Origin of the sequence: Sphingopyxis sp. Geo25, assembly GCF_949769135.1 — a bacterium.
Lineage (GTDB): Bacteria > Pseudomonadota > Alphaproteobacteria > Sphingomonadales > Sphingomonadaceae > Sphingopyxis.
The window spans coordinates 157,251-171,851 of record NZ_CATKOZ010000005.1 but is presented as its reverse complement, the minus strand read 5'-3'; the positions used below and the strand labels follow the sequence as shown (position 1 = coordinate 171,851).

Below are 14,601 nucleotides of genomic sequence, written 5' to 3'. Positions count from 1 at the left end.
GCGCGCCTATTTCGCTCGCGGCATGAAGTTGTTGAGCTTTTCGAGCACGTCCGCCGGCGCTTCGCCCGCGACGCTGACCTCGAAATATTTGCCCTCGGCATTCTTGCCCTTCAGCGTCAGCGTCGTTTCGGCGTCCTGCCGGTCGAGCCAGCGTTCGATCGCCGGGACCGCCCAGGACGACGCGAGCGCGCCCAGGCTGATCGCAACCTCGGCCGTCATCGCCCACTCGCCGGCCTTCGACCCCGGCGGTGCTTCGGCCGTGCCGAGACTCGCAGCGCCGGGCTCATGCTCGTTGAGTTCGGCGATCAGCGAGCGCGCAAGACGATCGCGCCCCTCTTCATCGAGGCCGCGACGATCATCGACAAGGATGTAAAGCAGATCCCTTTCCGCCATCGCCTTCCCCCGCGGGACTGACCCGCTCGGGTACGGATTAACTGCCACTTCGCACGGCGAGTCAAGGCTTGGGCAATCATACGAACGTGTGTTGCAAAATCAACACAGGTAAGAAAATTGTCATAATCTGAACGATACGTTCATTGCAGCGACAGGCGCGAGGGCCATCTAGGGCCCGGGCCGCGACCCAAAGGGCGTGGTCCTGATTAGCGTAAAGGAAAAGAAAATGAAGAAGTTCGCAGTTGCTGCCGCTCTCCTCTCGGCCGTCGTTGCCACCCCCGCTCTCGCTGCCGACGGCGGCGAAGCCCGCGTCGAAGTACGCGGCGGGTACATCAGCGGCAACGGCCTCGACGACGCCACCATCGGTGCCGCCGCCGGCTACGACATCGACCTTGGCGACAAGGCTTTCCTCGGTGCCGAAGTCGCGGGCGACAAGGTCCTGAAGGACGGCTTCGACGTGCAGTTCTCGGCCGGCGGCCGTCTTGGCGCGAAGGTCGGCACCGCTGGCAAGGCTTATGTCACCGGCGGTTACACCTTCAGCGACATCGACGACCCGTATGTCGGCGCGGGCTACCAGCACAAGCTGGGCCAGAACCTGTACGCCAAGGCCGAATATCGCCACCAGTTCATCGGCAACTTCGGCGACTTCGACAGCGTTGCGGTGGGCCTCGGCCTCGCGTTCTGATCCTTCGGAACAGCGATATCGCAAGGAAGGGGCGGCCTGCGGGTCGCCCCTTTTCTTTTGCTGGTGCGGATAGCGATCGGAGGTGGATATCGTGATCCCCGGCGAAAGCCGGGGCCCAGAGCGGCAAAAAGCCAGTCTTGTGTGAGAATTCGCTGGGCCCCGGCTTTCGCCGGGGATCACAGAGAGACGTCCGCTCTCCACCCCAAGTCGCGCTCCACCAACTTCGTCAAACCCCCTTCCCTTTCCGCGCCCCCCGCGCCACGGTGAGCCGATGACCGCCTTCGCCTATATCGCCGCCGCGCTGGCCGAGATTGCCGGATGTTTCGCCTTCTGGGCGTGGCTGCGGCTTGACAAGTCCGTCTGGTGGCTGGCGCCCGGAATGGCGTCGCTGGCGCTGTTCGCCTACCTGCTCACGCTCGTTGACGCCGACCATGCCGGGCGCACTTACGCCGCCTATGGCGGGGTCTATATCGTCGCGGCGCTGCTGTGGCTGTGGGCGATCGAGGGCGCGCGGCCCGACCGGTGGGATGTGATCGGGGCATCGATCTGCCTGGGCGGAGCGGCGATCATCCTGTTCGGGCCAAGGGGGGCCGCGGCATGAGCTATGCGATCGACGCGGTCCTGACCGGCAAGGCGCGCTCTTTTCGCGGCGAAGAGGCGAGTGCGATCGCCAAGACGCCGGTGGATGGCGCGCTGCGCGTCGGCCTGCTCGGCATCGACGGCGACGAACAGGCCGACCTGACGGTGCATGGCGGCGTCGACAAGGCGATCCACCATTATCCGCGCGATCATTATGACTGGTGGGCGGAGCAACTGGGCGATCATGTGCTGCTCGGCGCGCCGGGGGCATTCGGCGAGAATATCTCGACCGAGGGGCTGATCGAGAACGAAGCCTGCATCGGCGACCGCTACCGGATGGGCAGCGCGCTCGTCGAGATCAGCCAGGGACGCCAGCCGTGCTGGAAACTGGGGCACCGTTTCGGGATCGCGACGGTTCCGGCGACGGTCGTCACGACGCGGCGGAGCGGCTGGTATTATCGCGTGATCGAGGAAGGCACGGTCGCGACGGGCGACACGCTGGCGTTGGTCGAGCGGCCGCTGCCCGACTGGAGCGTCGAGCGCGTGTTCCACCTACTGATCGGCGGCGCGGGAAAGCGCGAGCCCGAAGCGTTGCGGGCGCTGGCCGCGATGGATGCGCTCGCGACGAGCTGGCGCGCGCGGGCGGAGAAGTTACTAGGGTGATCATCCTCCCTGTCGCGCAGCGATGGGGAGGTGGCGGCGCCCTTCGACTGCGTTGCAGGCGCTCAGGATAAACTTCGCCCTTGGCGAAGCGCTGACGGAGGGGCGATAGCGCCGCGTTGCTGCCCCTCCACCATCCTTCGGATGGTCCCCCTCCCCATGCCTGCGGCACAGGGAGGATCAACTATTTCGCGTCGGGCAGCGCATCCTCGACGAGCGGCGCCAGCCCTTCGACGACAATTTTCACCCCTTTCGCATTGGGGTGGATATTGTCGGCGAGCATCAGATCCTTGTTTCCCACGACATTGTCGAGGATGAACGGGTAAAGGCTCGCGCCATATTTCGCCGCAAGTTCGGGATAGATCGGATTGAATTTCTTCGCATAATCGGCGCCAAGGTTCGGCGCGGCGACCATGCCGGTCAGCACCACCGGGATATTCCGCTTTTTAAGTTCGGCAAGCATCGCGTCGAGGTTGGTCCGCGTTTGCGCCGCGTCGATCCCCCGCAGCATGTCATTGCCGCCGAGCCCGAGCAGAACGAGCGCAGGCTTCGTCTTCGCATTGTCGAGCACATAGGTCAGCCGCTGGCGTCCCGCCGCTGTGGTGTCGCCCGAGACCCCAGCATTCTGGACGCGTGCGACCACGCCATCCTCGGCGAGCGCGGCCTGAAGCTGCGGCGCGAGGCCCTCCTTCGGACCCAGCTGGTAACCGGCGTAGAGGCTGTCGCCGAACGCGATCACAAGCGGCGCGTTCGCCGGTATAGCCGCGACCGCCGTCGTATCGCCCTTGCCGTTCGTCGATGCCGCCGGCGCATCCGCCGAGCCGCACGCGGCAAGCGGTTGGCAAAGCGCAATAACGCAACCATATATCAAGGCGGAGCGCCATTCGGCGGTTTTCATTCCAAAGGGTTCCTTCTTGTCCGACACCGAACGACCATCGCCTCGCTTGGCGATCGCCGCCCATAATGTGACGCTGACTTTGGGGAGCGACAAGGCCCCGGTCGAAATTTTGCGCGGGGTTGACCTGGAGGTCGAGGCGGGCAACTCGGTTGCGCTGCTAGGGCCCTCGGGATCGGGCAAAAGCTCGCTGATGGCGGTGCTGGCGGGGCTCGAACGCGCGAGCGGCGGAACGATCCGCGTCGCCGGGCTCGACTTCGGTGCGATGGACGAGGACGATCTCGCCAGGGCGCGGCGCGGGCGGATCGGCATCGTGCTGCAAGCGTTCCACCTGCTGCCGACGATGACCGCGCTCGAAAATGTCGCGGTGCCGCTGGAACTGGCGGGAATCGACGATCCGTTCGGCAAGGCGCAGGCAGAGCTTGAAGCGGTCGGGCTTGGCCATCGCCTGACCCATTATCCGGCGCAGCTTTCGGGCGGCGAGCAGCAGCGCGTGGCGATCGCACGCGCAATGGCGAGCAGCCCGGCGATCATCTTTGCCGACGAACCGACGGGTAACCTCGACACCGCGACCGGCCAGTCGATCATCGAACTGATCTTCGCACGCCGCGCGGCGTTGGGCGCTACGCTGCTGATCATCACGCACGACCCCGACCTTGCCGAACATTGCGACCGCGTGGTCGTGATGCACGACGGGCGTATCGAAGAGCGGACCGCCTGAGCGTGCTGCCGCTCGCGACCCTCTGGCGGATCGCACGGCGCGACCTCGCGACGCGCATCCGCGGGCTTCGTTTGCTCGCGGTGTGCCTGTTCCTGGGCGTTGCGACGCTCGCCGCGATCGGCAGTCTGACGAGCGGGATCACCTCCGAGCTCGAACGGCGCGGGCAAACGATCCTTGGCGGCGACATCGAATTCAGCCTGCCGCAGCGCGAGGCGAGCGCCGAGGAAATGGCGGGCTTCCGCAGCATCGGGGCGCCCTCGGCCACTGTGCGACTGCGCGCGATGGCGAACGCTCCCGGCGGCGATGCCCTGCTGTCCGAGTTGAAGGGCGTCGACGGCGCCTATCCGCTTTACGGCACGATGCGGCTGCAGAGTGGCGCGCGCCGGGGCCCGCCGCCCCCCGGAGCGATCTGGATCGGTAAAGACCTCGCCTCACGGCTCGGCCTGAAGGTCGGCGGCGCGGTGAAGTTCGGCGAGAAGTGCTTCAAAATCGATGGCATCATCGCCGAGGAGCCCGACCGGCTGGGCGAAGGCTTCACGCTGGGGCCGGTGGCGATCATCGGGCTCGGCGACTTGCCCGCGACGCAGCTGATCCAGCCGGGGAGCCTCTACGAAAGCAAATATCGCGTGCGCCTGCCCGATGGCGCCAACCCCGAGGCGGCCGGCAAGGCGCTGAGCGCGCGCTTCCCCGATGCGGGCTGGGACATCACCGACAGCAGCAACGGCGCGCCCGGAACGCGGCGCTTCATCGAACGGATGGGGCAGTTCCTGTCGCTCGTCGGGCTGGCAGCGCTGGTGATCGCCGGGATCGGCGTCGGCAACGGCGTCGCGAGCTATCTCGCGGGCAAGCGCCCCGGATTGGCGACGCTGAAGGTGCTGGGCGCCGACAGCGCGGTGGTGCTGCGCATTTACGGCCTGCAAATTCTCGCCGTCGCCGCGGCTTCGATCATCGCGGGACTGGTCGTCGGCGCGCTGATGCCGAGCATCATCGGCGCCGTCGCGGGCGATGTGCTGCCGGTGCGGCCGGGCTTTGCGCTCTATCCGCTGCCGTTGATCGTGAGCGCCGCCTATGGCCTGCTGATCGCGATCGCCTTTGCCCTGCCGCCGCTTGCGGCGACGCGGCATGTGCCCGCGGCAGGCCTCTACCGCGCGACGGTCGACGGCGCAGCGCGGATCGACCGGCGAACGGTCGTTTCGGTCGGCGCGGCACTGGCGGCGATCATCACCTTGGCGGTCGGGACCGCACGCGAGCCCCTGTTCGCGCTGTCCTTCATCGGCGCGGCGATCGGCTTGCTGCTGATCCTCGTCGGGCTCGGCTGGCTGGTCCGGCGGACGGCGAGCCGGGTGCCGCGGCCGAAGCGGCCGTTGCTGCGGCTTGCGGTCGCGAACCTGCACCGGCCCGGCGCCGCGACCGGAGCGCTCGTCGTCGCGTTGGGGCTGGGCCTGACACTGTTCGTAACCCTCGCCGCGATCCAGACGAGCATCACTGCCGAAATCGCGCGCACTGTCCCGCAACGCGCGCCGAGCTTTTTCGTGCTCGACATTCCGCGGGGCGATGCACCGAAATTCCGCTCGATGATTGTCGATGCCGCGCCCGATGCGCAGGTCAACATGATCCCGGCGCTGCGCGGCAGCGTTACCGAGTATAAGGGCCAGCGCGTCGACGAACTCGCCGAGCTGCCCGAGGGCGCATGGGTGCTGCGCGGCGACCGCGGGCTGACGTACAGCCCCGTCCTGCCGAACGGCAGCGAGCTGGTCGGCGGCACATGGTGGGCGGCCGATTACAAGGGGCCGCCGCTGGTCAGCGTCGAGCAGGAGGTCGCGGCGTCGCTCGGGCTCAAACTCGGCGACACGCTGTCGGTCAATGTGCTGGGGGTCGAGGTGCAGGCGAAGGTCGCATCGTTCCGCACCGTCGAGTGGGACAATTTCGGGCTCAATTATGTGCTCGTCTTCTCGCCAGGCACGTTCGACGCCGCGCCGCATAATATGGTCGCGACGGTCGCGGTTCCGCCGAAGGCCGAGGTCGAGCTGGCGCGCAGCATTCCGCGGGCCTTTCCATCGGCGTCGCTCATTCAGGTGCGCGATGTCGTGTCGCAGGTGACGACCCTGCTCACCCAGATGAGCCAGGCGATCGCCGCGGCGGCGAGCATCGCGATCCTCGCCGGCATCGCGGTGCTGATCGGCGCGATTGCGGCGAGCCGCGAGCGGCGCGTGTACGACAGCGTGATCCTGAAGCTGCTCGGTGCGACGCGCGGCCAGATATTGGGCGCGCAGGCTATGGAATATGCCGTGCTGGCCGGCATTCTTGCGCTGCTGGCGCTCGGCCTCGGCCTCGCGGGTGCGTGGTATGTCGTGACGCAGCTCTTCGACTTCCGCTTCGCGCCCGATCCGCTGATCGTCGGGCTGACGCTGGTCGGCGGCGCCGGGCTGTCGTTCGTGATCGGGATTGCGGGAAGCTGGCCATTGCTTTCGGTGAAGCCCGCGCAGGCGCTGCGCAGCCTCTAGTTCAGCAGACGGACGAGCGCGGAGATGCCGGCGGCGCCAAGGACGACCGCGACGATGCTGCGCCAGACCGGCACCGGTACGCGGCCAAAGAGGCGGGTGCCGACCTGGTCGCCCAGCACCATCGGAATGAAGAGCAGCAGCGCAAGGGTAAAGAGCTTGCCCGTCGCGAGACCCAGCCACAGCGATGCGCCGGTTCCCGCGATCGCGGTCGCGAAGAAGACAAGCATCATCGACGCGCGCGCGGTCGCGGGCGCGATACGCTGGCGGAGATAGAAGGGCACGACCGGCGGTCCCGGCATCGCGGCGAAACCGGTCAGGATGCCCGACGCGACGCCGGTGGCGCCGATTGCGCCCCGGCCCGGCTTATGCCCGTCGGGATGCTGCGGCATGAGGATCAGCAGGAACGCGCCGATCGCGATAATCGCGATCAGCAGCCGCGCGACGTCGGGGGTGGCGGCCTTGAGCGCGAGCATCCCGAGCGGGGTCGCCAGCATCGCGAGCAGCGCGATCGGCACCGCAGTGCGGCGGTCGGCGTTGTCGGCGATGCGGCGAAATCCGACGGGCCCGATCAGCAGTTGCAGGATGATCCCGAGCACCACCGCCTGCCCCGGCGGCATCAGCATGCCGAGCAGGGGGACGAGGATGATCGCCATGCCGAAACCGGTGAGGCCGCGCACGAACGCCGCGCCGAAAGTCATCGCCGCCGCACCCGCGAAGGTCAGTGGCGCGAGGCCGACGAGGTGGAGAATTCCGTTCACCGCGTGGCGCCCTTCGGCCCGATCGTCACCAGCCACACATCGGGCGGGGTGTTGAAGCGGAGCGGCAAGATGCTCGTCCCGAGCCCTGCACCGACGAACAGCCGCTGACCCTTGTCGGTCATGTCGCCGCACGCGAAACGGCTCCCGTAGCGCGAGACATAGGTCAGCGCGCCGATCACCGGCAGGCGGATCTGCCCGCAATGCGTATGCCCCGCGAACACCGCCGCGACGGGGCGATGGATATCGGGAACGATGTCGGGGCTGTGCGAGACGATGACCGGCACGCCCGGCCCGAGCGCATCCATCGCGGCGAGCGTCTTCGGGATATCGTCATGGCCCGTATAATCGTCGTCGACCCCGCCGACGATAAGCGGGCCGCGCTTCACCGCCTCATTCTGGAGGACGCGAAGCCCCTGCTTCTCGAGCGCGCCGCGCAGCGCATCGGGCCGGAACAAGTGATCGTGATTGCCCGGCGCAACGACGACGCCGAGGGGCGCCTTGAACCGGCCGAGCGGGGCGACGATTTCGGCGGGCGTGTAGATGTGGGTCGCGGTGCGCTTTTCGCTGACCAGATCGCCCGCGATCAGCACCAGGTCGGGCTTCAGTCGATTGAGCCCGTCGACAATCCGCGCGAGCCGTTCGGGCGGCATATCGGGCCCGGCAACATGCGTGTCCGAAAGCAGCAGCACCCGCAGCGGTGCCTGCCACGCAGGCCAGTCGGCGACCGCGACCGCCGCCGAGCGGACGACGGGGTCGCGGGTCGAGTTCCAGTAGCCGCGCGCGAGGATCGCGACGCCGAGCAATGCCAGAAGCGCGGCCCAGCGCCGCCATCGCCGCCGCGGTTTCGCCCTCAATCCTTGAGGTCCGGCGGGGTGGCCTCACCCTTCAGCATCGCGACCGCCTCGGCGAGCGGCATGATGCGCTGGCCGTCCTGCCCAAGCGTGCGGATCGCGACGGTGCCTTCTTCGGCCTCGCGCTTGCCGACGACGAGCAGATAGGGAACCTTTTGCAGGCTGTGCTCGCGGACCTTGTAGTTGATCTTCTCGTTGCGCAGATCGGCCTCGACGCGCACGCCCGCGGCTTCGAGTTGCGCCACCGCATCCTTCGCATAGTCGTCGGCGTCGGAAACGATCGTCGCGACCACCGCCTGCACCGGCGCGAGCCAGGTGGGGAAGCGACCGGCGAAATGCTCGATCAGGATGCCGATGAAGCGCTCGTAAGTGCCGAGGATCGCGCGGTGGAGCATCACCGGGCGGTGGCGTTCGCCATCCTCGCCGATGTACGAGGCATCGAGGCGTTCGGGCATCACGCGGTCCGACTGGATCGTCCCGCACTGCCACGTCCGCCCGATCGCATCGGTCAGGTGGAATTCGAGCTTGGGCGCGTAGAAGGCGCCCTCGCCCGGCAATTCTTCCCAGCCATAATCGTCGTTCGCCATGCCGGCGCGTTCGACCGCCTCGCGCAGTTCCTGCTCGGCCTTGTCCCACATTTCGTCGGTGCCGAAGCGCATCTCGGGGCGCAGCGCGAGCTTGACCGCATATTTCTCGAACCCGAGCTGCTTGTAGACGCGGTCGAGCAGTTCGCAGAACGACCGCACTTCCTCGACGATCTGATCCTCGCGGCAGAAGATATGGCCGTCGTCCTGCGTGAACTGGCGGACGCGCATGATGCCGTGGAGCGCGCCGTGCGGCTCGTTGCGGTGGCAGCAGCCCATTTCGGCCATGCGCAGTGGCAGGTCGCGGTACGACTTGATCCCCTGGCGGAAGATCAGGACGTGCGCAGGACAGTTCATCGGCTTCAGCGCCATCCACTCGGCGTCGTCGGACACCAGCGGGCCGTCGTCCTCGATATTCGGAACCTCGTCGGGGATGACGAACATATTCTCGCGATATTTGCCCCAGTGACCCGACTGCTCCCACTGGCGCGCGTCCATCACCTGCGGCGTCTTGACCTCCTGATAGCCGGCGCCGTCGATCGCGCGCCGCATATAGGCCTCGAGCTCGCGGTAGATGCGATAGCCCTTCGGGTGCCAGAAAACGCTGCCGTGCGCCTCTTCCTGCAGGTGGAAGAGATCCATCTCGCGCCCGATCTTGCGATGGTCGCGCTTCGCGGCCTCCTCCAGCCGGACGAGATGCTCGGCGAGCTGCTTCTTGTTGAGCCAGCCGGTGCCATAGATGCGGCTCAATTGCGCATTCTTCTGGTCGCCGCGCCAATAAGCGCCCGAGACGCGCGTCAGCTTGAACGCCGCGGGGTCGAGCTTGCCCGTCGATGCGAGGTGCGGGCCGCGGCACATGTCCATCCAGCCGTCGCCGGAGCGATAGACGGTGAGTTCCTCGCCTTCGGGCAGTTCGTCCGCCCATTCGGCCTTGAAGGTTTCGCCCTCCGCCTGCCACTTGGCGATCAGCTTGTCACGCTCCCAAACCTCGCGCGTCAGCGGAAGGTCGGCGGCGATGATCCGGCGCATCTCCTCCTCGATCAGCGGCAGCTCGTCGTCGCGGAACGCACCATGTTCGGCGGTCGGCGCGAAGTCGTAATAGAAGCCGTCGTTCGTCGATGGCCCGAAGGTGATCTGCGTGCCCGGGAACAGGTTCTGCACCGCCTCCGCCAGCACATGTGCATAGTCGTGGCGCACCAGTTCGAGCGCGTCGGCCTCGTCGCGGCTCGTCACCAGCGCGAGGTTCGTGTCTTCCTCCAGCGGGCGCATGATGTCGCGCAGCTCGCCGTCGACCTTCGCGGCGAGCGCGGCCTTCGCGAGGCCGGGTCCGATATCCGCTGCAATCTGCGCCGGGGTAGTCCCGCGCGCGACTTCTCGGGCAGAGCCATCGGGAAGGGTGACGCGGATCATCTGGGACATGGAAAGATCGGCCTTTCTGGCGGGGTAAAGAGCGCCCCTTTGCCAGCATGCGATATGGGCGGCAAGGGCGCTGTTCGCAACGGTCGCCGGGCGCTCTACGGGCTGCGGCAGGCGCGCGCCCCGACCCGATGGCGTGCCGCCGATCGAGACGCAAAGGCAAGTGGACGGAGCATCCTTGTCATTATGTCAACGTCACTTGACTTTGTAGGCGCAGTAATGTAAAGCTGACTTGTCTATCAGATAAGGAAGTTTGACATGCCCCAGAAGGCTGCGAAAATCGAAACCGGCCTTGCGGGGCGCCACCCCGCCTTGTGGGCGTTCGCCTTCGCGGCGGCGATGGCCGCCATCGCCTATTGCGAGCATCGCGGTTTTCTCGGCGGTTGGCGTTCGCTGCCTTTTGTTGCAGCGGCGACGCTGTTTCTCATTCCACTGACGAAGGCGGCGAACAATCGGCAAGCCGCAGCAGGCGCGTTGTCGCCGGCGACACGGCGATATAATCGACGCATGTTGATCTGGTCCCTCGGTTATGTCCTGTGTCTGGGCATAGCTATGACCGTTCGCAACTATCTCCATCCGCAAGGCGCTCTGCTGTGGGGGATCGCCGTCCTGCCTTCGGTGCCTATGATCTTCTTCGTGTGGACGTTGGCGCGCTATGTGGTCAAGGAAGAGGATGAATATCTGCGCTATCGCCAGACCAGCGCCGCGCTGATCGGCCTTGCACTCGTCCTTCTGGCCGGTACGCTGTGGGGCTTTCTGGAAACATTCGGCATTGCCCCGCATGTACCCGCCTGGTGGGTGGTGCCGGTCTGGGCGATCGGTCTGGGGCTGGGCCAGATGATCATGACATCGGCCGACCGGCGCGCGGACCGCACATGAAGAACCGCCTGAAGGTGCTGCGCGCCGAGCGCGACTGGAGCCAGCAGGATCTCGCCGAGCGGCTGGAGGTGTCGCGCCAGTCGGTCAATGCGATCGAGACGGGCAAATACGATCCCTCGCTCCCCCTCGCCTTTCGCATCGCCGACCTGTTCGAGATGCGGATCGAAGAGATTTTCCAGCGCGATTGAACGGCAACCTTGCTCCCCCGCCGCCGCCCCGCTAGGGCGGCGGCAGCCGGAAAGGAGCCGTCCCGCCATGTTCAAGCGCCTGTTCGTCGATCACCCGAAGAGCGTCGACGAGAATTATCTCGAGCATTTCGGCGTCGCGTCGAAATTCGGGGTGACGATGATCTATGGCGGCCTTTGCGCGCTGGTCCACGCGGCGGTGCCCGGCTGGTGCATCACCACCGGCAGCGACACGATCCAGCGGCTGAACAAGATCATGGTCGAACAGCGGCGCGCCAAGGGGCAGGCCGTGATGCAGATGAGCACGATCGACTGGGTCATCTGATCCGCGTGTTCCCGCTCCCTTATGGCTCAGATGAATCTCCATTCGCATCGAGCGAAGTCGAGATGTCCTCGGCCTCGCGCTGTCCCGATGGGCGTCTCGACTTCGCTCGACACGAGCGCGATTAGACAATGACTGACCCTATCGCCCCCGATTATCTCGACCGTTCGGGCCGTCCGCGGCTCGCCTATCGCCATGCCGCAGGCCGCGGACCGACGATCGTCTTCCTGCCGGGCTATATGTCCGACATGGCGGGCGGCAAGGCGACCGCCCTGTTCGACTGGGCGGCGACCGAGGGTCAGGCGTGCCTGTTGCTCGACTATGCCGGATGCGGGCAGTCGGACGGGCTGTTTGCCGATCAGACCCTGCTCGACTGGCGCGGCGATGTGCTCGACCTGATCGACGCAAAAGTCGAGGGCGCCGTGCTGATCGTCGGATCGTCGATGGGCGGCTGGTTGATGCTGCTGACCGCGCTCGCGCTCGTGCAGCGAGACGGGTATGCGCGCGTCGCGGGGCTCGTCGGGATCGCGGCGGCGCCCGATTTCACCGACTGGGGGTTCAGCGACGCCGAAAAGGCCATCATCCTCGCCGAGGGAGCGCTGGTCGAGGAAACGCCCTACAGCGACCAGCCCTATGTGACGACGCGCGGCTTTTTCCAGTCGGGCGAGGCGAACCGGCTGCTCGGCGCCGAAATCCCCCTCACCTGCCCGGTGCGATTGCTCCACGGGCAGGAGGATGGCGACGTGCCGCCTGACATCAGCCTGCGCCTGTCGGCCGCGCTGGCGAGCGAGGATGTGCAGGTGACCCTCGTCAAGGGCGGCGACCACCGGCTATCGCGCGATACCGACATCGCGCTTCTGATCGACACCGTCGCGCGTCTGGCGACCCCGAACTAGAGGACAGATATGGCCCGCAGCGATTTCAAGTTCAGCGTCAGGAAGCGCGTCCGCTATGCCGAGATCGACGCGCAGGCGGTGGTGTTCAACAGCCGCTATCTCGAATATTTCGATATCGGGATCACCGAATATTGGCGCGCGGCGGGGGTGTATGACCGCTGGCCCGCGAACGACAGCCCCGAATTCCACGTCGCGCGCGCCGAGGTCGATTACAAGGTACCGATCCTGCTCGACGAGGAAATCGACATCTGCGTGCGCTGCTCGCGCGTCGGGCGAAGCTCGATGACCTTCCTGTTCGAACTGCACGGCGCGGGCAAGGACGACCTGCGTGCGAAGGGGCTGGAGGTCAGCGTCCATGTCGAGGAAGCGCAGGGGGCGACCGCACCGGTGCCCGATGAATTCGTAAACTTGTTCGAAGCGTTTGAAGGTCGGCCGCTTCGTGCCTAATATAGGCGCATGACCAAATATCTTCACACGATGGTCCGCGTGACGGATCCGCAAGCCACCGTCGATTTCTTCAAACTGATCGGGCTCGAGGAAGTGCGCCGCTTCGACAATGAAGCCGGGCGCTTCACCCTGATTTTCCTGGCGCCCCCCGGACAGGCGGGGGTCGCCGAGGTCGAGCTTACCTATAATTGGCCGCCCGAAGACGGCAGCGCGCCCGAAGCCTATGGCGGAGGGCGCAATTTCGGCCACCTCGCCTATCGCGTCGAGAATATCTACGACACCTGCCAGCGGTTGATGGACGCGGGCGTGACGATCAACCGTCCGCCGCGCGACGGGCATATGGCATTCGTGCGCTCGCCCGACGGCATTTCGATCGAACTGCTGCAGGATGGGCATCTGCCGCCGCAGGAACCCTGGGCGTCGATGCCGAATACGGGAAGCTGGTAAGCGTGGCCAAGGCGGGGCATGGTCTGCTCCGTCTTGGAAGCATGAGGTCGGCGAAACAGAGGAGAGACGCGTGAGCGCACTGGAAATCGTCCGCATCCCCGTCCTCAGCGACAATTATGTCTGGCTGGTCCACGACCGCGACAGCAAAGCGACGATGGTCGTCGATCCGGCGGTCGCCGATCCGGTGCTGGAAGCGGCGACCGCGCGCGGCTGGACGATCACCGACATCTGGAACACCCACTGGCACCCCGACCACACCGGCGGCAACGCGGCAATCAAGGAAGCAGCCAAGGCATGGGGCGGCTGTACGATTACCGGGCCTGCGGCGGAATTTGCGCGCATCCCGACACTCGACGTGCAGGTGAAGGGGGGCGACCGCGTGATGCTGGGCACGCATGTCGCCGAAGTGTGGGACGTTCCGGCGCATACCGCCGGACACATCGCCTATCATTTCGCGCAGGATGAGGCGATCTTCGTCGGCGACACGATGTTTGCGATGGGATGTGGCCGCCTGTTCGAGGGCACCGCCGAGCAGATGTTCGCGAACATGCAGCAATTCGCCGCACTCGACGATGCGACGCGCGTCTATTGCGCCCACGAATATACGCTGTCGAACGCGCGTTTCGCGGTGACCGTCGACCCGGACAACGGCGCGCTCGTCGAGCGGCTGGCGGCGGTCGAAGCCGCGCGCGCGGCGGGCGAGCCTACGGTCCCGACGACCATCGGCGCCGAGCGCGCAACGAACCCCTTCCTGCGCGCACCCACGGCGGCCGAGCTGGGGCGCATCCGCGCACTGAAGGATGCGGCGTGACGCCACGGCTTAAGTCTCCGTTCATTTCCAACATGTCAGCATCGCCAATGCTGCAAGGAGCAGAATCATGAAGGCGATTGGCGCCGCAGCCCTGATCATGCTCGCCAGCCCGTTGATCGCGAGCTGTGCGCCCTCGGGAACCGCTTCTCCCGGGGCGGCCGCGCTGACTCCGAAACAGGCCGAACGGCTCGACAGGCAACTTGCGGGCAAGGCTCCGGGCGAACCGGTCAGATGCCTGCCGAATTATCGCACATCCGAAACGATCCGCGTCTCCGATTCAATTCTGCTCTATCGCGCCGGCGGCAAGCTGGTCTATCGCAACGATCTGAAAAGCGCCTGCCCGGGGCTTGCCCGCGACAGCGACATCATGGTCGTCGAGCAGTTCGGATCGTCGACCTGTTCGGGCGACTTTTTCCACCTCGTCGACCGGTCGAGCGGCATCCGCGGTCCGACGTGCGTGTTCGGTGATTTCGTCCCCTATCGCAAACCGGCGGGGGACGGGGGCTGAGCCACGAGGCTCGGTCGCAGGCGGGGCGCCGGTATGCGCCGAGCTCTTCGGGTCGCACCC

The 14,601-nt window shown here is 66.3% G+C and carries 18 protein-coding genes; 13 read left to right on the top strand and 5 right to left on the bottom strand.

Features of this window, described 5'->3' with window-relative positions; genetic code table 11:
- Positions 1-6: 6 nt before the first annotated feature.
- Entirely contained in the window at positions 7-393 is a 387-nt protein-coding gene (locus tag QOL68_RS14520) for a hypothetical protein (protein ID WP_058455356.1), read from the bottom strand.
- Positions 394-619: 226 nt separating this feature from the next.
- Between QOL68_RS14520 and QOL68_RS14515 the strand changes: the two genes are divergently transcribed.
- From QOL68_RS14515 to QOL68_RS14505, 3 genes are all read left to right on the top strand, one after another.
- Positions 620-1,078: an outer membrane beta-barrel protein gene (locus QOL68_RS14515; protein ID WP_282949766.1), complete on the top strand. Its 459-nt coding sequence runs from the start codon at positions 620-622 to the stop codon at positions 1,076-1,078.
- A gap of 271 nt (positions 1,079-1,349) precedes the next feature.
- Complete coding sequence (locus QOL68_RS14510; RefSeq protein ID WP_282949767.1) at positions 1,350-1,679, top strand: YnfA family protein; 330 nt, start codon at positions 1,350-1,352, stop codon at positions 1,677-1,679.
- On the top strand, positions 1,676-2,320 hold the full coding sequence (locus tag QOL68_RS14505) for an MOSC domain-containing protein (protein ID WP_282949768.1): 645 nt from the start codon (positions 1,676-1,678) through the stop codon (positions 2,318-2,320). Before QOL68_RS14510 ends, QOL68_RS14505 begins: the two co-directional genes overlap by 4 nt.
- 181 nt (positions 2,321-2,501) lie before the next feature.
- Here the strand turns inward: QOL68_RS14505 and QOL68_RS14500 are convergent, their stop codons facing one another.
- On the bottom strand, positions 2,502-3,215 hold the full coding sequence (locus tag QOL68_RS14500) for an arylesterase (RefSeq protein WP_282949769.1): 714 nt from the start codon (positions 3,213-3,215) through the stop codon (positions 2,502-2,504).
- A gap of 46 nt (positions 3,216-3,261) precedes the next feature.
- Here QOL68_RS14500 and QOL68_RS14495 point away from each other — a divergent pair, with 46 nt between their 5' ends.
- Both QOL68_RS14495 and QOL68_RS14490 read left to right on the top strand, forming a co-directional pair.
- The gene (locus QOL68_RS14495) at positions 3,262-3,933 is read left to right on the top strand and encodes an ABC transporter ATP-binding protein (protein WP_374393422.1); all 672 of its coding nucleotides are present in this window, start codon (positions 3,262-3,264) and stop codon (positions 3,931-3,933) included.
- Entirely contained in the window at positions 3,930-6,437 is a 2,508-nt protein-coding gene (locus QOL68_RS14490; RefSeq protein ID WP_502957406.1) for an ABC transporter permease, read from the top strand. The genes QOL68_RS14495 and QOL68_RS14490 overlap by 4 nt, the downstream gene beginning before the upstream one ends.
- Here QOL68_RS14490 and QOL68_RS14485 read toward each other — a convergent pair.
- From QOL68_RS14485 to thrS, 3 genes are read right to left on the bottom strand one after another with little or no spacing between them, the layout of a single operon-like run.
- Positions 6,434-7,195, bottom strand: a complete 762-nt coding sequence (locus QOL68_RS14485) for a sulfite exporter TauE/SafE family protein (protein WP_082657734.1) — start codon at positions 7,193-7,195, stop codon at positions 6,434-6,436. The two genes, QOL68_RS14490 and QOL68_RS14485, sit on opposite strands and share 4 nt — an antisense overlap.
- A complete protein-coding gene (locus QOL68_RS14480) occupies positions 7,192-8,049 on the bottom strand; it encodes a metallophosphoesterase (RefSeq protein WP_282949772.1) in 858 nt (285 codons plus the stop codon). The genes QOL68_RS14485 and QOL68_RS14480 overlap by 4 nt, the downstream gene beginning before the upstream one ends.
- Entirely contained in the window at positions 8,046-10,049 is a 2,004-nt protein-coding gene (gene thrS, locus QOL68_RS14475) for a threonine--tRNA ligase (protein WP_282949773.1), read from the bottom strand. Before thrS ends, QOL68_RS14480 begins: the two co-directional genes overlap by 4 nt.
- A gap of 336 nt (positions 10,050-10,385) precedes the next feature.
- Between thrS and QOL68_RS14470 the strand changes: the two genes are divergently transcribed.
- The 8 genes from QOL68_RS14470 to QOL68_RS14435 all read left to right on the top strand — a co-directional run bounded on the left by QOL68_RS14470 (position 10,386) and on the right by QOL68_RS14435 (position 14,541).
- Complete coding sequence (locus QOL68_RS14470; protein ID WP_283404325.1) at positions 10,386-10,925, top strand: hypothetical protein; 540 nt, start codon at positions 10,386-10,388, stop codon at positions 10,923-10,925.
- Positions 10,922-11,113 carry a helix-turn-helix transcriptional regulator gene (locus QOL68_RS14465; protein ID WP_056348973.1) on the top strand — a complete coding sequence of 64 codons (192 nt, stop codon included), beginning with the start codon at positions 10,922-10,924 and terminating at the stop codon, positions 11,111-11,113. The genes QOL68_RS14470 and QOL68_RS14465 overlap by 4 nt, the downstream gene beginning before the upstream one ends.
- A gap of 67 nt (positions 11,114-11,180) precedes the next feature.
- Positions 11,181-11,435, top strand: a complete 255-nt coding sequence (locus QOL68_RS14460) for a DUF6356 family protein (protein WP_282949775.1) — start codon at positions 11,181-11,183, stop codon at positions 11,433-11,435.
- Positions 11,436-11,563: 128 nt separating this feature from the next.
- The gene (locus tag QOL68_RS14455; protein ID WP_282949776.1) at positions 11,564-12,328 is read left to right on the top strand and encodes an alpha/beta hydrolase; all 765 of its coding nucleotides are present in this window, start codon (positions 11,564-11,566) and stop codon (positions 12,326-12,328) included.
- A gap of 9 nt (positions 12,329-12,337) precedes the next feature.
- Positions 12,338-12,775 carry an acyl-CoA thioesterase gene (locus QOL68_RS14450; RefSeq protein WP_282949777.1) on the top strand — a complete coding sequence of 146 codons (438 nt, stop codon included), beginning with the start codon at positions 12,338-12,340 and terminating at the stop codon, positions 12,773-12,775.
- 9 nt (positions 12,776-12,784) lie between these two features.
- Positions 12,785-13,222, top strand: coding sequence for a VOC family protein (locus tag QOL68_RS14445; protein ID WP_282949778.1), 438 nt, complete (start codon positions 12,785-12,787; stop codon positions 13,220-13,222).
- A gap of 70 nt (positions 13,223-13,292) precedes the next feature.
- Positions 13,293-14,033 carry a hydroxyacylglutathione hydrolase gene (gene gloB / locus QOL68_RS14440; protein WP_282949779.1) on the top strand — a complete coding sequence of 247 codons (741 nt, stop codon included), beginning with the start codon at positions 13,293-13,295 and terminating at the stop codon, positions 14,031-14,033.
- A 67-nt stretch (positions 14,034-14,100) separates the two neighbouring features.
- The gene (locus tag QOL68_RS14435) at positions 14,101-14,541 is read left to right on the top strand and encodes a hypothetical protein (protein ID WP_282949780.1); all 441 of its coding nucleotides are present in this window, start codon (positions 14,101-14,103) and stop codon (positions 14,539-14,541) included.
- The last annotated feature ends 60 nt before the right edge of the window (positions 14,542-14,601 follow it).